Below are 17254 nucleotides of genomic sequence, written 5' to 3'. Positions count from 1 at the left end.
TTGTGGTATAACATCACTCATTTTTTTCATCTGAATGAAAATACTCAAGTTCGGCGGTACCTCGGTGGGGTCAGCTGAGAGAATGAAGGCGGTAGCCTCGCTCATCCGGAATGGTGAGCCTAAAATTGTGGTGCTTTCGGCAATGTCAGGCACTACCAATGCATTGGTGCAGATAGGAGAAAACCTGTACCAGAATAAAAACCACGAAGCAAAGGCGCTGATAAAGGCCTTACACGATAAGTATAAACAGGTGGTAGAGGAACTCTACACCTCCGAAGATAAAAAGAAACAGGCAAACGAGCTGCTGAACCAGCACTTCGACTACCTCACTGCGTTTACACTCGACCTCTTTACCATACACGAGGAGCGCGCTGTACTGGCGCAGGGCGAGTTATTGAGCACGGCACTTTTCCAGTTTTACCTGGAGGAGCAAGGTGTGAACGCTGTGTTGCTGCAAGCCCTTAACTTCATGAAGATCGATGAGAACGAGGAGCCGGACAACGAGTACATCGCCACGCAACTGAAAAAAGAGCTGGAGAAACACCCGAACGTTGAGCTGTTCATCACGCAGGGTTATATTTGCCGCAACGCTTTCGGGGAGATAGATAACCTGAAGCGCGGTGGCTCTGACTATTCTGCCTCCCTGATAGGCGCTGCCGCAGACGCAGAGGAAATCCAGATATGGACCGACATAGACGGCATGCACAACAATGACCCGCGCATCGTGAAGAACACCTACCCGATTGCGGAGCTGTCGTTTGATGAGGCGGCGGAGCTGGCATACTTTGGTGCCAAAATCCTGCACCCGAGCAGCGTGCAGCCGGCCAAGCAGAAGAACATCCCGGTAAAGCTGCTGAACACCATGGAGCCGGAGGCAAAAGGCACCACCATTAGTACCAACACAGAAGGTGGCAAGATTAAAGCGGTGGCAGCCAAAGATGGTATCACGGCGATTAAAATAAAGTCCGGGCGAATGCTTTTGGCCTACGGTTTCCTGCGCAGCGTGTTTGAGGTATTCGAAAGGTATAAAACACCGATCGACATGGTAACCACATCCGAGGTGGCCGTGTCGCTCACGATCGATAACGACAAGCATATAAACGAGATACTGGCAGAGCTGAAGGAGTTTGGCCAGGTGGAGGTAGACAGAGATCAGACGATCATTTGCGTAGTGGGTGATTTTATAGCGGAGCGGAGCGGCTCCGGGCTGGCCATATTTGAGTCGCTGCAGCACATCCCGCTGCGCATGATCTCCTATGGCGGAAGCAAGAACAACATCAGCCTCCTGATTAATGAAGCTGATAAAGTAGAGGCTTTAACAAAACTGAACGATGGCATCTTTAATAGAAACGGCGCCCATGCTTAACCTGAACCCGGAGCAGCTGCAGCAACACGCTACTCCGTTTTATGCATACGACCTGAACCTGCTGCGCCAAACGCTGCAAAGCGCGCAGCAGGAAGCCGAGAAGTATAACTTCCATGTGCATTACGCCCTGAAGGCCAATGCCAACACCCCTGTGCTGGATGAGATGCGGAAGCATGGCTTCGGGGCCGACTGCGTAAGCGGCAACGAGGTGAAGGCTGCCATAGAGAACGGCTTCTCGCCAAAGGAGGTGGTTTTTGCCGGTGTGGGCAAATCTGATGACGAGATAAATTTTGCGCTGGACCAGGAGATATTCTGCTTTAACTGCGAGTCGAAGCATGAGCTGGAGGTGCTGAACGAACTGGCCGAGAAGAAAGACACGACGGCCCGCGTGGCGCTGCGCATCAACCCGAACGTGAATGCCAACACGCACAAGTATATTACTACCGGCCTGGAGGAGAACAAGTTCGGGATTAACGCCTGGGAACTGGAAAGCGTGCTTGAGCTGCTGCAGCAACTGAAGCATGTGCAGCTGATCGGCATCCACTTCCACATCGGCTCCCAGATAACGGACCTGACGGTGTTCAAAAACCTTTGCACCCGCGTGAATGAGTTCCAGGAGTGGTTCCTGGCGCATAACATTCAGCTGGAGCACGTGAACGTGGGCGGTGGACTGGGTGTGGACTATTACCACCCTGACGAAAACCTGATTCCTGATTTTGCCGCCTACTTCGGGCTGTTTAACCAATTTCTGGAGTTGAGGCCCGGGCAGCAGGTGCACTTTGAATTGGGCCGCTCGTTGGTAGCGCAGTGCGGCACCCTTGTCTCTAAAGTGCTTTACATCAAAAACGGGATATCCACTAACTTCGCCATACTAGATGCAGGCATGACGGAACTGATCCGTCCGGCGCTTTACCAGTCGTACCACAAGATCGAAAACCTGACGAGCCAGAAACCGGAGGTGCGTTACGATGTAGTAGGCCCGATCTGTGAGTCGAGCGATTGCTTTGGCAAGGCCGTGATGCTGCCTGAGACTAACCGCGGCGATTTGATCGCCATTCGTACAGCCGGTGCCTACGGCGAGGTAATGGCCTCCGCCTATAACCTGCGCGATAGGGCAAAGGCCGTTTACGTGTAGAAAATAAAATCTTTAAGTATAAAAAAAGCCGCCCTTGCAGTGCAAGGGCGGCTTTTTTTATACGATGCGGTTTAGCGGGCGTTATTGCCGGAGCCTTTCTTACTACTAGCCACCGGCACTTCCGTTGATACGATGAAATCCGGTTCGGCATGTGCAATTCCTTCCTTACCCTTCAGGTAGTTTGCCAGCTCCAGGGCGTTTCCGGATGAGTTTTTATCAACCTGCACAAGGTATGTTTGTCCGCTTAGCGGCATCAGCACCTCTGCGTTATACTCTGCGGCGTAGGCGGCCAGTGCTTCCTGGCTCCCCTCCTGCACCGTCACAATGGCTTCGTTGCTAATCCCCAGCAGGCCATCGCCGTTCATAAAGTAGGGCGCCACATAGGTGATAGCAGGATCTTCAGCCAGTAACTCCATCGCCTTTTCTACCTGCTTGCAGTTCAGTCCATCAACCAGTTCAATGTTGTGCAGCAAGGCCGAGTTAGAGCTGATCTGGCCGTTTTTGCCCTGTACAAATCCATAGGCGGTCACTGCTGCTTCCTCTTCCTCAGCACTCAGGCCACTCGCAAAAGCCACCAGTACCTGTTTTGTGAACACGTTGCCCAGGTTTTTCTGCTCGTTGTTATAGAAATAAGTATAATTCTCACAGGAGCCGTTGCCAGCCTGTGCCCTTAGTAAGGTTGGGCCGGCCTTTATGTTTCGGATGGGAGTAGCCCCATCATGCCTACAAGATGACAGTACAAGCACTACCATCAGGAAGGTGAATAAATGTATAGAAATTTTCCTCATCTTGGTACAAATTTTAATCGATAACAGATTGATTATTTGTACGAAGAGACTTTGACAATAGCTACATTTTCAGTAAATTAAAAATAAGCATAGTATAATTTATATATACCTATTTATTGTTTAATTGCTTATTGCAGACACCAGCATAAAATAAAGTACAAAACAAGCCTCAAATCAGGCGGCTTCTTCCAGCACCAGTCCAGAGGCATTTATCACTTGCTCAGCGGTAACATGGACCGGAAGTTGTGCTATAAATGCGATGGTTTGTTTTAGGGCTGGCAGGTGCAACAGCAGGTCTTTCCGGCGGATGGTGCCCACCAGCTGCCCAGCTCTGGCATCCACACCAAACGAGGTTAGCTCAAGCCAGGGCAGCTCCGGCAACAGCTCTGGCATGGTGGTGCGCAGGTAAATTTTCAGCTCATCGTCCTCCTCCAGTACCACCGGCTTTAGTTGTTCCTCATCATTATACTTGAATTTAGGATAGTTATACTTGTAGCCGGCCAGCGCCGCCGACACATCGGCCCACACAGCAGATCCGGTTGGGTGGCTTCCAGCGCCACGGCCCTTCAGAAACTGGTCGCCGGCGTAGCGGGCCTGCAGCTGCACCCCGTTGAACTCCGCCTCCACATAGTAAAGCTCCGAACTTGGAAAGACCAGTGTGGGCAGTACCTGCAGCTGCAGTTTATTGCTTTTATTGAGCCTGGCCGAAGCCACCAAACGGATGCGCGCGCCCAGCGCCTGTGCCAGTGTCACATCGCGACTTGCTATGTGCTGAATGCCGGCCCGCAGCACTTGTTCCGGCTTTATAACGGCCCCAAAAGCGTGCGCCGCAATCAGGCTGATCTTGTGCAGGGCATCGTAGCCCCCCACATCCAGCGTCGGGTCGGCCTCGGCAAACCCAAGCGCCTGCGCCTGTGCCAGCGCCTCGTTATAGGACAGCCCCTCTGCATCCAGCTTAGTGAGGATGTAATTAGAAGAACCGTTCAAAATACCGCTTACCTCCTGCAGGGGCTCATTCCCATAGTATGCCTCCAGCGTGCGCAGAATCGGGATGCTGCCGCAGACGGCCGCCTCGTACAGCAGGGTGCCGCCAAACTCCTGCTGCAACGCCACCAGCTCCGTCAGGTTTTCTGAGATCATCTTCTTGTTAGCTGATATGATGGTTTTGCCTGCCTCCAGCGCCTGCCGCACAATCTGCAGCGCCTCTTTCGGGTCGCTGATCAGCTCGGCGAACAAATCTATACTTTCATCCTGCAACAGCTCCTGCGGGTTATAAGTAAAGCTGTGGCTGGGGAGCGTGCGCAGTTTTTCCCTGTCGCGCACGCAGATACGGGCCACCTCCAGGTGCGGGTTGTCCTGCAGTACATCGTGCAGCCCCTGGCCCACGCAGCCGAAGCCAAAGATCCCGATTCGTTTACCGCTCTTGCTTTTCATAGTTAAGTTCTTCTTCAGTTAGTATTTCACTTTTATAAAATTGCTGAATGGCGTTCTCCAGTTGGTCCACCTCCACCAAAAAGCCATCGTGCCCGTAGTTAGAGCGAATAAGGTGAAAGGCTGAACCCGACACCTGGGCGTGCAGGAAATACTGCTCCTCCACCGGAAAAAGCAGATCGGTATCTACGCCCACAAACAGGCAACGGGCTTTCACGTGCGCCAGCGCCCGCTCCAGGCCTCCCCTTCCACGCCCCACGTTATGCGAGTCCATGGCTTTGGAGAGTAGCCAGTACGTATAGGCATTGAATCGCTGCGCCAGCTTCTCGCCCTGGTATACCTGGTAGCTGGAGGCCCGGAAGTTGTCGGTGATGCTGTGCCCCGGCTCCTGCTGCGCCTCGTTGTAGGTATTGTAGTGGCGGTAAGACAGCATGGCGATGGAGCGCGCCGTCTTCAGCCCCTCCCTGCCTGCCTCGGGGGTGCTGCTGGCCCAGGTCGGGTCCTGCCGGATGGCCATGCGCTGGCTCTCGTTAAAGGCGATGCCCCACGGAGAGTGGCGCGCGTTGCTGGCCACGTGCACCAGCCGCTCAAATACCGCGGGTTTCTGCAGCACCCACTCCAGCGCCTGCTGCCCACCCAAAGAGCCACCCAGCAGCGTGTGCACCTGCTTCAGCCCCAGTTCCTCGCGCAACAGGTCAAAGGCCCTTACGATGTCGTGGTTGGTGAGCTGCGGGAAAGTATGGAAGTATGGCTGCAGCGTTCTGGGATTCACCGAAAGCGGCCCTGTGGATCCGTAGCACCCGCCCAAGGTGTTGGCAGATACTACAAACCACTCGCGCGGATCGTAAAGTTTGCCCTCCCCAAACAGGTCGCACCACCAGTCGGTAAAGTCGGAGCTGCCGGTGAGGGCATGGCACACCCACACCACATTGCTGCGCTGCTGGTTTAAGGTACCGTAGGTAGTATAAGTCAGTTGGAAGCCCGGCAGCACTGCCCCGGACTCCAGTTGAAACTCTTGCTGATAATGGAAAACGTGATGTTCTGGCATTTTATACTTAGGCTATAGCCGGCTCCGCCTCCAATACTTTGGCAAAGGCCTGCTCAAAATCTGCTTTTATGTCTTCTATATGCTCGATACCCGCGGATACGCGCAGCAAGGTTGGGTCTACGCCGGCACTTAGCTGCTCAGCGTCGCTTAACTGTTGGTGCGTGGTGGAAGCGGGGTGGATGATCAGCGTTTTAGCGTCGCCCACATTGGCCAGGTGACTCACCAGTTGAAGGCTATTCACAAACTTCTCCGCCTGCTGCTTGTCGCCTTTCAGCTTAAAGGACAGCACCCCGCCAAAGCCTCGATTCAGGTATTTTTTAGCCAAAGTATGATAAGGACTGCTCTCCAGGCCAGGGTAATTCACGCTTTCCACCAGCTCGTGCTGCTCCAGCCACTTGGCCAGCGCCAGGGCATTTTGCACCGTCCTGTCCACACGCAGCGAGAGCGTCTCCAGGCCCTGCAGCAGCAGGAACGAGTTAAACGGACTCAGCGCCGGACCAAAATCCCGTAGACCTTCCACACGGGCACGAATGGCGAAGGCAATGTTACCGAAAGGTCCGTTCTCCCCGAAAACCTCCCAGAAGTTAAGGCCGTGGTAGCCTTCGGATGGCTCCGAGAACTGCGGGAATTTGCCGTTGCCCCAGTTAAAGTTGCCGCCATCCACAATTACACCGCCTATACTTGTGCCATGGCCGCCAATCCACTTCGTGGCAGATTCCACCACCACGTTCGCTCCATGCTCCAGCGGGCGGAACAGGTAGCCGCCGGCGCCAAAGGTATTATCCACCACCAGGGGAATATCATACTTGCGGGCAACCGCGGCAATAGCCTCAAAATCAGGAATGTTAAAGCGCGGGTTACCGATTGTCTCCACGTAAATAGCCTTGGTCTTCTCATCGATCAGCTTTTCGTAGCTCGTTACCTCGTCATTCTCCGCAAAACGTGCCTCAATGCCCAGGCGCTTGAACGATACCTTAAACTGATTGTAAGTGCCGCCATACAAATAGCTGGTTGTCACGAAATTATCCCCTGCCTCCAAAATATTGTTGAGGGTTATGAACTGGGCTGCCTGTCCCGATGCGACGGCCACAGCCGCAGCTCCTCCCTCCAACGCGGCAATGCGCTTCTCAAACACATCGGTTGTCGGGTTCATGATACGGGTATAGATGTTCCCGAACTCCTTCAGTGCAAACAGGTTGGCTCCGTGCTCAGCGTTCTTGAAGGCGTAGGAAGTGGTTTGGTAGATAGGTACGGCACGCGATTGTGTGGTTGGATCTATTTCCTGGCCGGCGTGCAGCTGAAGTGTATCGAAGTGCAATGATTTAGACATGGTTATACTGGTATAATGATGATTAAAGGAAGTTAAATATGATATTTTACAGAAAGGAAAGGCTGCTCAGGTATACATTGGCCATAGCAGCAGATGCAGGATCTGCCACTAAGCCAAATATGAAAACAGGAATTTTATACCTTGATTAGCAACAACAGCCACGCATGACGCACATGGTCGTGCGCATGACTAAAGTTTTAGCAGGAGCTAAATAGAAGTTATTCGACGGCAGATCTGCTGTCGATGGTACTGATACTACGTGCTGTGTTGAGTTGATTCCCTTGTTCATGGCCGTATCAATTTATATTCGTCCGGCACCCTGCCGAACTCAGGAATTAGCACCTTAACTCCGTTGGTTAGGTTGCTAGCGCTTCACAGAGCCTGTCTCTCCACGCTTCTTTATAAATCAATGCGCTAAGGGCGTATTGACTTGATGTTGCAAGTATACGGGGCGTTTTTTAAAAAAGCCAAATGTTTTTTCGATTTTTTTGGAAATAGTTGTCCTGATAGGGAGTTTTCAAAGAGTGTTTTCAATTTCTTAAATACCCGACAGTCTTAACCATACATGCATCCCGCGTATTTTACCATTCTAAATTTTGTTTAGTCAGATGGCGTGACTGTGGCTTTTGTCCCCCTTTTCTGGCGCAAGGCTTTAGACTTATGTCTTTTTATGGTGTTGAGTTTGTAACGCAACTGTAGCCATACTTTATACTTCCATAGCCGCTGCTTCCCGCAGCTTGACACAAGCTATCCTTTCTAGCCGCCGTTCATCCTTAGTCTTACATAGCTATCGTTGCACCTCTGGCTTTGGCTCCCTCCAGCCCGGGAGGGCTCGTCTTTGGGCATCGCGCTGGGACCTTTTCCTTTGCTCCTGCGTCGCAATGCCCTCACGGGCACCGGATCTCACAAGGCACTCAACCCAAAGACTGGGATAAGTTCGATAGCCACTGCTCACGGAGCTTGAACCAGGTCCCCCTTTGAAGGGGGTTGGGGGATGACAATCGTCTGCCAAAAACTCCCTCTCCTGTTTTTAGGGGAGGGCCGAGGTGGGTAAAAACCCCTTCGAAGTCGCAGATCCCGGACTTGATTCGGGTGGGGGCTGGGGAATGATAATCGGTTATAGAAAATTCCCCTCCTCTAGACTAGCCAAAACGAGAGTTTTGAGCTAGCGAGCGTAGCTCAAGGGCTGGGTTCATCATTCCCTAGCTCTAAACTTTTAACTTCCAGTAAGGGGGCAGGGCGGTTGGACCCGGTGCTGCAGAAAATCCTGTTTATTCCATAATCTTGTAAATCCTGATTCAGGCAAAAAATATTTTCTACCTATCCTTACTAATTATCTTAGCCAAAAAAATCCTATCTTCGAAGCATAGGAACCGGCGCTCTGCCGGTAGTGCAGGAGAGAATTAACGTAGTTGAACCCATGTCCCAGATGTTTTTTCGCCAGACGGTAGTGTACGAGGAACAGACCCCGCTCTCGCTGTATGAGCTGCACCAGCAGATACGTGAGGAGCTGGAGGTGGCGTTTCCGGACAGCTATTGGGTGGTGGCGGAGGTGGCACAGGTAAACGTGGATCGCCGGAAAGGCCATTGCTACCTTACCTTGGTGGACAAAGGCGACGACGCACGGCAGATGCTGGCGCAGGCCCGGGCCACGATCTGGGGTTCGCGTTACCAGATGCTGGGGCGCTACTTTGAGGAGAAAACCGGGCAGCCCCTGAAAGCCGGCTTAAAAGTGCTGCTGCAGGCTACGGTTCGCTTTCATGAACTCTACGGCCTTAGCCTTGACATCACCAACATTGACCCAAATTATACCATCGGCGACCTGGCCCGCCAACGCCTCGAAACACTGAAGCGGCTGGAAGCCGAAGGCCTGCTGGAGGCGAACAAGGAACTGGAGCTGCCATTGGTACCGCAACGCCTGGCGGTCATCTCTTCGGCAACGGCTGCCGGTTTCCAGGACTTTATACATCAGCTGGAAAGCAATAGCTACGGTTATACTTTCCAGACCACCCTCTTCCCGGCAACGGTGCAGGGCAATGATGCCCCTGCTTCCGTGGCGCAGGCTTTTGCACAGGTTGCACGGAACAGCGAGGAGTTTGACGCCATTGTGCTGATTAGAGGCGGTGGCTCCCAAACGGATTTGAGCTGCTTCGACGACTATAAAATAGCTGCGGCCATCGGGAATTCCCCGCTGCCGGTACTCACGGGCATCGGCCACGAGCGCGACGAAAGTATAGCCGATCTGGTGGCGCACACACGCCTGAAGACGCCCACGGCGGTTGCCGGTTTCCTAATCGATAGGTTCCGGGAGGCGGAGGAGCAAGCAGAGAATCTGTTCGACAGCATCCGGATGTTCGCAGCGCAGCAGCTGAAGCTGACCGATGATAAACTGGAGCGCATCAGCCTGCGCTTTCAAAACATTACTCGCCAACTGCTGCAGGGCAATAAAGACAAACTGGAAAGCCTGTCGCGGGGACTTCTACTAAAACCCAAGGCATACCTGGAAACCCAGCGGCATTGGATAAGTGATCTGGATAAGGACATCAACTCCGGTACTAAGGACCTGCTGCACGAACGGCAGCGATACCTGCAGGAGCTGTCGGTATGCGTGGAGGGACGGAGCCAGCGCTACCTGCACATGAAGGAACATGAGCTTAACCACTTGGTACACTGCGTGGAAACCGAGGCAAAAGACAAGCTAAAAAACGAGCAACTGACCTTTGCAAAGTATAGGGACAGGCTGGAATACAGGTCTAAGGGCAAACTGCAGGGCGAAAATCACCGCCTGAAACTGCTGGAGATGAGCATTGAAGCAAACAACCCCGAGAAGCTATTGCTACGCGGCTACACGCTTACGCTCGTTAACGGCAAGATCATTAAAAGTATAAAAGAAGTAAAAACCGACGATGTGGTGGAAACCAGGATGCAGGACGGCACCCTCCACAGCATGGTCGTAAATATTGATACAGATGAATAAAGATTTAAAGGATATGACGTACCGCGAGGCAACGCAGGAGCTGGAGGAGATTTTACGCGCCATCGAAAATGACGCTGTGGATGTGGATGAGCTGACCCAGAAAGTACAACGCTCCTCGCAGCTGATAAAGCTGTGCAAAGAGAAGCTCCGCAAAGCCGAAAAAGCCATCGACCAAGTGTTTAACGAGGAAAACTGCGACACGCCAGCCCCTGCCAAGCCGCAGGAAGGTAGTGCGGGGAGTTTGTTTTAGCATCACCCAGCCTGTAGCTATGTGCAGTAAAAAGCCGCGAGCTTTCAGCTCGTGGCTTTTTATTGCACAGTTTTCAACTGATACGGCTCTAAGCAAGTATAAAACCCGCTTACGACAGCTGAAAGCTTGCCCATAAACGCCACAAAATGTAATCTTGCGGCAGGGAACCTACTTTTATACTTGCTGTTCTTATCAGCAGAAGTGTATACCCACCCCTAACCCCTCCCGAGAGGGGAATTATACCTCTCCCCAGCCCTCTCCTTTTCTCGAGGGCCCCTACCCCCAAAACAGGAGAGGGAGTCCGGTTCAAGTAGTATAGCGGAGGCTATCGAACAGATCTCAGTCTTTCCGTTGAGCGCCTTTGGAGTTTTTCCGGTGACGAGCGGCAGCGAGGCATTGCGACGCAGGAGCAAAGGAAAAGCTCCCAGCGCGATGCGGGAAGACGAGCCCTCCCGGGCTGGAGGGAGCCAAAGCCAGAGATGCAACTGTAGGTATGTAAGACTGAGGATGAACGGCGGCTAGTAAGGATAGCTTGTTTCAAGCTACAGAAAGAAGCAGTTATTAAGGTAAAGGTATAAAGTATGGCTCACGCGGATTAGGAAATCCGCGGCAGGAAGGTTCCGGACAAGGATGTCCGGAACAGCGGGAAAGGCAAGTATAAAAGTATAGCCAAAGTGTAAGGTATGGTTGAAGTTGCGTTACAAACTCACAACCATAAAAGGACACACGTCTGAAGACTTGCGCCAGAGGGATAAACCTGTTGATCAAAGTACCTTTTTAAAAGTAGAAAGCCACAAGGTATTGCGACTCTACATCAGGTAAAATCACTCAAATCAAGCTTAAGTTACACACATCACCGGTGAAGTTCCTTCACCTCTTTCCACGTCCAGTTATACTTTGGCTGGATGTTTTGGTAAGCCTGTCGGTAATAAGCGACCACCTCCTCTTTCAGCTGCTCTACAGATAGGGACGAAGTGTAAATCTCGCGCTCGGTGGGGTTGGCATAGGTTTCGGAGCGGGTAAGTTTATCGCCGTCCAGGCGGAGCAGCGGGCCAGTTTCCGTGATGGCCTCGTAGGTCCAGCGACGCCCGGAGGATTCCAGTTCGTTCAGGCGTGCGGCGAGCGGCGCCATACTCAGGCGCGGCAGGGTTGGCCGGGAGGCGATATCGACCCAGGTAGTATACTTATACTCCAACTCATACTTGTTGCCCTGGTAGCAGGCCAGCACCATATCAAAGCCCTGCGTGCGGCTGAAAAGCGCGTAATAGTGCAGCGGGTGCGGCGTTTCGATAATGATCAGTCCGATCTCGGGATGGCGCGTGATTTTCGTTTCGGGCTTATACATGTCGCGGTAGCCGAGCAACACACTAGCCACCTCGTCCTCCCAAGCTCCTCGTTCCCAGTCAGGGTCCTGCAGCACACGACCGAACTCACGCAGAAAATATCGAAACTTCTGCACACACTGCGCCGCTTCCTTCTCCTTCATCTCATCTGCCTCAAAAGGTTTGTAGAACAGCTCCCGCTCCTTGGCATTCAGCCAGCAGACCAGCTTCAGCGCCTCCCCGGCAAGCGGGTGGTTCAGGTCCAGCTCCCGGAAATCTCCAATCAGGGCCATCTGCCGCAGCAGCTCCTCGTGCTCCAGGGCCATTTCCGGGTTCAGCAAAGCCCATACGCCCACAAACCCATCAATGTCAAAATGGTTGGCGGTTACGTAAGGCAGGTCCAGTTCGGGCAGGTTCTGGCGCATGGCGTTCAGCACAATAGCGGCGCTGGAATCGTCTTTCACTGATTCAGGTGTAGGCGCACCCTTCCAGTGCGAGAGCATAAAGCCATTGGAGTGGGTGCTGTCCACCACAATGGCTTTTTTATCCTTAACCTCCGAGAAAGGTATAAACTGTCGTTTCTGCATGGCCTAAAATTGCAGATACACAGGCCAACCTGCAAGTTTTTTTATACTAATCTGAGTGTAATCATACTACCATCATCAACACAAATCATACAACACTTTTAAGCTATACTTGCTAACTTACCGGCAGAAACAACAAGCATACGCCCATGGCACTTCAGAAAACCTACCGCACCTCCCTCACCCTCCTCACCGACCTCTACCAACTGACTATGGCCTACGGCTACTGGAAAAAAGGCATGGCCGAGCGCGAGGCGGTGTTCCATTTATACTTTAGAAAGCACCCGTTTGGCGGCGGCTATACTGTTGCGGCTGGTTTGGAGCATGTGGTGGAGTACCTGCAGGCGCTGAAGTTCACGGAAGATGACCTGACCTACCTCAGCAGCCTGAAGGGCAGCCAGGGACAGCCGCTTTTTGAGCAGGAATTCATAGAATACCTAGGCCAGATGGAGTTTACCTGCGATGTGGATGCTGTGCCCGAAGGCACTGTAGTGTTCCCGAGCGAGCCAATGGTGCGCATAAAAGGACCTTTGCTGCAAGCGCAGCTTATCGAAACGCCATTGCTCACCATCATCAACTTCCAGACACTTATTGCCACCAAAGCCGCCCGAATTAAAGAGGCTGCCAAAGGTGATACCGTGATCGAGTTTGGTATGCGTAGGGCACAAGGCATAGATGGTTCCCTTTCGGCGGCCCGGGCAGCCTATATTGGCGGGGCCGATGCCACCTCTAACCTACTGGCGGGGCAGCTGTACAATATTCCGGTGAAGGGCACACACGCCCACAGCTGGGTACAGGCCTTTGATACCGAAGAGGAGGCTTTTGAGGCTTATGGTGATGCCTTCCCGAAGGACTCTGTTTTCCTGGTAGATACTTACGATACCTTGGAAGGAGTGCAGAAAGCCATCGCCGTGACGAAGAAGCTACAACCAAAAGGCTTCATTTTCGGTGGCATCCGCCTCGACTCCGGTGACCTGACTTACCTGAGCAAGGAAGCACGCAAGCTGCTGGACGAAGCTGGTTTTCAGGATGCCAGCATTGTGGCCAGCAACGATTTGGATGAGCGCCTGATTACACACTTAAAGCAGGAAGGCGCCAAGATAAACGTATGGGGTGTGGGCACCAAAATGGTAACAGCTTACGACCAGCCTGCACTGGGTGGCGTGTACAAACTGGCCGCCATCAGGAATGGAGAATGGGAATATAAGATCAAACTGTCGGAGCAACTGGCAAAAACCTCGAATCCGGGCATCTTGCAGGTGCGGCGATTCTACAACCAGGAGCGCTACCTTGCCGACATGATCTATAATGTGCAGGAGCCGCTGCCAAAGTATCCGCAGATCGTGGACCCGCTTGACCCAACCCGCCGCAAAAATGTGGAAGAAAACACGCAGTACAAAGACCTGCTGGTGCCAATTTTTGAGCAAGGTAAGCTTGTTTATACTTTGCCTGACCTACCAAGTATAAAAGCCTATACCTTGGAAGAGGTTGGCCAACTGCACGAAAGTATACGCCGCTACCTAAACCCGCACAGCTACCCGGCAGGCCTTGAGAGTGGTTTGCACCAGTACAAAACCGACCTGATCCTGAAATTGAGGGAGATGGAATAAACAGGAAATCAGCCAGCAGAAAAGGTATTATTGATGGGCGATTTATACTTTATCTGCGTTTACCGCGCCTGTTTGATATTTTCTCGATTCGCTTGCTGCGTACCCACTTTAGGTATTTCTGCAGCGGCTCCGCCTGCTGCAGGGCGGGTATGGTATTGTAAACCTGCGCCAGCTCGCGGTTGTTGAAGGTGAGATGCAATGTGCTGTGGCAGGGCTGGCACAACTCAGCAGTGGCCCCGTAACGGCCTCCTTCCTCGCGGGGCACCAGGTGGTGCCGCGACAGGTTCAGTACCTCCCTGCCACAAAGCTCACACACCTGATCTGTCTGTTTCTTGGCCATCTGGGTTATACTTTGTTTATAAACAGCATCCTGACTAAGATGGTTTATAACATCTAAATGCACAAAGTATAGCAGAACAACAGCAAAAAAACACCCGGCTCTTTCAGAACCGGGCTTTCATTTCATAAGTATGGGAACAGGGCTCCTTTCAGAAAGAATCTATCTTGATGCCGGATGAGAAATACCCTTTGCCGGCACGCAAGGCCTGCAGCGCCTGCCGCAACTCATCGGGTTCTGAATTTTTAAGCAGATACCCTTTTACGCCTTCCTCCAGAAGACTCTCTACCAGCGCCTCGTCGCCATAGGTAGACATTACCAGGATGCGCACATCCGGATACTTGGACAGCAGGTAGCGGGATGTGGCCACGCCGTCCATTTCGGGCATTTCCAGGTCCAACATCACCACATCGGGTAGGTTAGATTCAATTTTCTCGAGTAGCTCGGCGCCATTGCTGGCGTCTGCTACTAATGTGATTTCGTCGAAGGCTTTTAACAGTTCCAGAACCCCCTTCCGGAACAGGTTATGATCATCGGCGATTGCCAAAGTAAGCGGCTGGTACTCCATAGGCAGTAACAGATTTAAAGATTATTGGTTGGTTGTGTAAGCTCGGGTGATGTTGCCGGTATTGTAATAATGGCGGTTGTACCGCTCCCAGGTCTAGAAGTGATGGCAATGCTTCCGTTCAGGAGTGCCGCGCGGCTCTGCAGACTCATGATACCAAGCCCCCCGCTCAGTGCCTGCTCCTGCTGCACAGTTACCATATCAAAGCCCACGCCGTTATCCTTATACGTCAGTTTGGTTTCGGCTGGCGTAAACTGCAGATCTATACTTATTTGCGTAGCATTTGCGTGCTTAATGGTATTGTTAAGCAACTCCTGCACCATACGATACAGCAACAATTCGTGTTGCGGTTTCAGGCGTATACTTTTATCGTTATAACTGATTATCAACTCTATATGTCCGGTTGTAGCGAAGGTCCGCCGTAGCGCATCCAGGGCCTGCGCCAGGCCCAGCTTCTCCAGTATCACCGGCATCAGGTCATGGGAGATGCGGCGCACGCTGTTCAGCACCTCGTCTAGCTGCTGCTTCATATTTTGCGCGTTGGCCAACAGCTGTTCATCCTTCACCTCAGTATTACTCACCATTTGGTGCAGGTTCAGGCGGATCAGGGCCAGCATGGCGCCCACCTCGTCGTGCAGATCGCGGGCTACGCGGCGGCGCTCCTCCTCCTGCGCGTGCAGGGTGGCCTCCAGCAGTTGCTGTTGCTTTACCGACTGCAGTTGCCGAAGCTGTTCCTGGTGCTGCAACATGCGCCGCTGGTAGAGCACCACGAACACGATAATGCCTACCGCCAGCATCAGCATAACGGGTGTAATCAGTATAAGCGGGTCAAGCGTTTTCATGTTACGGAGCCCGTTTAAGGGCTAGCATCAGGATAATCCTAAACAAAATATTAAGCACCACGATAATGGACAGACAGATTCTGGCTGCATCGTAAGACTCTGCCAGCGCTGCGTTAAACATACTGAATGCCATGGCTGTACCAGCCTGGTAAAAAATAATGCCGCTGCTTAGTATAAACATCGGGTCGCGGTCCAGGTAAGTGAAACGGGGCTTATTGGCGGTCCGGTAAAAGTACAGCACAGCCAAGGCAATGAGCAGTGCCCCGGCCACCATGCGTGGCATGGAGTTCATTTGTGTGATGTCTTGCCCCCACACCACACTTGAAACACTAAACACACTGATGCCAGCGATGCCTAGCAGGATCGCAAACCTAATGGGCCTACTTCTAAAGCTGTAATAATAAACCATAGATAGCAGCACATACTCAATAGGAGTATATAAATGCTGAATCCAATGGTTATTCCCGGTGCCTAGGTACACCGTTAGCTGCCCCGTAATCTCTATCAGGCCAATAAAGCTTGTGTAGAGCAACAGCAAACTGAAAATCAAACTACTCCGCTTGTTAATCAGAAGAATTCCAACCAGGAGCGGTATACTAAAGCTGAAGGAAGACAGGTTAATTAACCAGGGGTAAATGTGCTTGATGTAAAATTCCATTAGCCATTTAACGCACTCTGCACGCAGTCAGGAGGGCAAACTTTGGCTCCATCTACCACTGTTCCCTCTACCATGTCCTCCCCATCTGCGTTGGCGCCTACCAGTACCATCTGGCGCTGCCCTCTCTCATCAACGGCGTGGTACATCCGGATGCCCATACAGCCTTCCTGGCTCAGGATCTGCTCCAGCACCTGGCGGCCGAAGAAGTGGCCTTTTACCACCATTCCCCTCGCAGGGTCAGGTTTGGCGTGTTCACGGTAATTTTTCGTCCATTGTGAGGCTGTGGCTAGCTCTATAACTACGCCTTCTGATCCGTCGAATTTTGGCATAAAATATTGGCTTATAGTTGAAAGACTAAATATATGCATTTCCTAATTTAAATTGAGAAGTTATTTAAAGTTAAAGTTTCAGACTATACCCCACTCCATCATATTTACCTTCGGAAAACCATACTTCGTGACAATGTGTATACTTAGCCGTAAATTGCACTACCACGTAGGTGTAGTAAATTATCTTTCATTTTTTTTTGAATACAGCAATGGCAAAGAAATCTTTTCAGGAATTGATCAATAGCCCGGGCATGCCGGTACTCGTGGACTTTTACGCCGATTGGTGTGGCCCCTGCAAAGCCATGAGCCCGGTGGTACAGCAGGTTGCCAGCCAGTTTAACGGCAAACTAAAGGTGGTAAAAGTGAACATCGACAGCAACCAGGCTGCCGCCTCGCAGTTCAGGGTGCAGGGAGTGCCTACGTTTATACTTTTCCATAAAGGCCAGCAAGTATGGCGGCAGTCAGGGGCCATGCCGGCGCAGCAGCTTACGCAGGTAATACAGCAGTATGTGTAGTTATAGGTTGCTAGTTGTTGGTTATTGGCTAAAGATTAAACACCCGATAACGAAATGGTCTAGCAGACGCTTTGGCTTGTCAGGCTTGCGAGGGTGTCTGCTAGGGTGTGTTGGGCGGGGTTGTTTTTCCCTTTTTCCCCCCGGCACTGCGTTGTAAAAACAAGGGA

At 52.1% G+C, this 17254-nt stretch carries 16 protein-coding genes and 1 riboswitch; of the genes, 6 read left to right on the top strand and 10 right to left on the bottom strand.

From position 1 onward, the window contains the following. The first annotated feature begins 34 nt into the window (after positions 1 to 34). Together OO017_RS13680 and lysA are read left to right on the top strand one after the other, a co-directional pair. Positions 35 to 1366 carry an aspartate kinase gene (locus tag OO017_RS13680; RefSeq protein ID WP_266053089.1) on the top strand — a complete coding sequence of 444 codons (1332 nt, stop codon included), beginning with the start codon at positions 35 to 37 and terminating at the stop codon, positions 1364 to 1366. Further along, positions 1332 to 2501 carry a diaminopimelate decarboxylase gene (gene lysA, locus OO017_RS13675; protein WP_266053087.1) on the top strand — a complete coding sequence of 390 codons (1170 nt, stop codon included), beginning with the start codon at positions 1332 to 1334 and terminating at the stop codon, positions 2499 to 2501. Before OO017_RS13680 ends, lysA begins: the two co-directional genes overlap by 35 nt. Before the next feature lie 71 nt (positions 2502 to 2572). Here the strand turns inward: lysA and OO017_RS13670 are convergent, their stop codons facing one another. The 4 genes from OO017_RS13670 to OO017_RS13655 form a co-directional block, all read right to left on the bottom strand. Beyond that, positions 2573 to 3289: a hypothetical protein gene (locus OO017_RS13670; RefSeq protein ID WP_266053085.1), complete on the bottom strand. Its 717-nt coding sequence runs from the start codon at positions 3287 to 3289 to the stop codon at positions 2573 to 2575. Between the two features lie 174 nt (positions 3290 to 3463). Continuing rightward, positions 3464 to 4723 (bottom strand): homoserine dehydrogenase, encoded by a 1260-nt coding sequence (locus OO017_RS13665; RefSeq protein WP_266053084.1) that lies wholly within the window; start codon positions 4721 to 4723, stop codon positions 3464 to 3466. Continuing rightward, positions 4704 to 5768: a homoserine O-acetyltransferase family protein gene (locus OO017_RS13660; RefSeq protein ID WP_266053083.1), complete on the bottom strand. Its 1065-nt coding sequence runs from the start codon at positions 5766 to 5768 to the stop codon at positions 4704 to 4706. The genes OO017_RS13665 and OO017_RS13660 overlap by 20 nt, the downstream gene beginning before the upstream one ends. A gap of 7 nt (positions 5769 to 5775) precedes the next feature. Further along, on the bottom strand, positions 5776 to 7098 hold the full coding sequence (locus tag OO017_RS13655; protein ID WP_266053082.1) for an O-acetylhomoserine aminocarboxypropyltransferase/cysteine synthase family protein: 1323 nt from the start codon (positions 7096 to 7098) through the stop codon (positions 5776 to 5778). 298 nt (positions 7099 to 7396) lie between these two features. Then, positions 7397 to 7506, bottom strand: a riboswitch (SAM riboswitch). 1012 nt (positions 7507 to 8518) lie between these two features. Between OO017_RS13655 and xseA the strand changes: the two genes are divergently transcribed. Continuing rightward, complete coding sequence (gene xseA / locus OO017_RS13650; protein ID WP_266053081.1) at positions 8519 to 10075, top strand: exodeoxyribonuclease VII large subunit; 1557 nt, start codon at positions 8519 to 8521, stop codon at positions 10073 to 10075. Further along, positions 10068 to 10325: an exodeoxyribonuclease VII small subunit gene (xseB, locus tag OO017_RS13645; protein WP_266053080.1), complete on the top strand. Its 258-nt coding sequence runs from the start codon at positions 10068 to 10070 to the stop codon at positions 10323 to 10325. The genes xseA and xseB overlap by 8 nt, the downstream gene beginning before the upstream one ends. Before the next feature lie 853 nt (positions 10326 to 11178). On the opposite strand, the gene OO017_RS13640 is transcribed toward xseB, so the two are convergent. Beyond that, the gene (locus OO017_RS13640) at positions 11179 to 12234 is read right to left on the bottom strand and encodes a DUF6687 family protein (RefSeq protein ID WP_266053079.1); all 1056 of its coding nucleotides are present in this window, start codon (positions 12232 to 12234) and stop codon (positions 11179 to 11181) included. A gap of 146 nt (positions 12235 to 12380) precedes the next feature. Here OO017_RS13640 and OO017_RS13635 point away from each other — a divergent pair, with 146 nt between their 5' ends. Beyond that, positions 12381 to 13841: a nicotinate phosphoribosyltransferase gene (locus tag OO017_RS13635; RefSeq protein WP_266053077.1), complete on the top strand. Its 1461-nt coding sequence runs from the start codon at positions 12381 to 12383 to the stop codon at positions 13839 to 13841. A gap of 49 nt (positions 13842 to 13890) precedes the next feature. On the opposite strand, the gene OO017_RS13630 is transcribed toward OO017_RS13635, so the two are convergent. The 5 genes from OO017_RS13630 to OO017_RS13610 form a co-directional block, all read right to left on the bottom strand. After that, positions 13891 to 14181, bottom strand: coding sequence for an HNH endonuclease (locus OO017_RS13630; RefSeq protein ID WP_266053076.1), 291 nt, complete (start codon positions 14179 to 14181; stop codon positions 13891 to 13893). A 148-nt stretch (positions 14182 to 14329) separates the two neighbouring features. After that, the gene (locus OO017_RS13625) at positions 14330 to 14746 is read right to left on the bottom strand and encodes a response regulator (protein ID WP_266053075.1); all 417 of its coding nucleotides are present in this window, start codon (positions 14744 to 14746) and stop codon (positions 14330 to 14332) included. A 14-nt stretch (positions 14747 to 14760) separates the two neighbouring features. Continuing rightward, positions 14761 to 15585 (bottom strand): sensor histidine kinase, encoded by an 825-nt coding sequence (locus tag OO017_RS13620; RefSeq protein ID WP_266053074.1) that lies wholly within the window; start codon positions 15583 to 15585, stop codon positions 14761 to 14763. Between the two features lies 1 nt (position 15586). After that, positions 15587 to 16243: a hypothetical protein gene (locus OO017_RS13615; protein ID WP_266053073.1), complete on the bottom strand. Its 657-nt coding sequence runs from the start codon at positions 16241 to 16243 to the stop codon at positions 15587 to 15589. After that, positions 16243 to 16572, bottom strand: a complete 330-nt coding sequence (locus tag OO017_RS13610) for a hypothetical protein (protein ID WP_266053071.1) — start codon at positions 16570 to 16572, stop codon at positions 16243 to 16245. The genes OO017_RS13615 and OO017_RS13610 overlap by 1 nt, the downstream gene beginning before the upstream one ends. Before the next feature lie 209 nt (positions 16573 to 16781). Between OO017_RS13610 and trxA the strand changes: the two genes are divergently transcribed. Next, complete coding sequence (gene trxA / locus OO017_RS13605) at positions 16782 to 17087, top strand: thioredoxin (RefSeq protein ID WP_266053070.1); 306 nt, start codon at positions 16782 to 16784, stop codon at positions 17085 to 17087. Positions 17088 to 17254: the final 167 nt, after the last annotated feature.

It is taken from the genome of Pontibacter anaerobius (assembly GCF_026241195.1).
GTDB lineage: Bacteria > Bacteroidota > Bacteroidia > Cytophagales > Hymenobacteraceae > Pontibacter > Pontibacter anaerobius.
The sequence above is the reverse complement of the archived record's forward strand: the minus strand, read 5'-3'. Positions and strand labels throughout refer to the sequence as shown.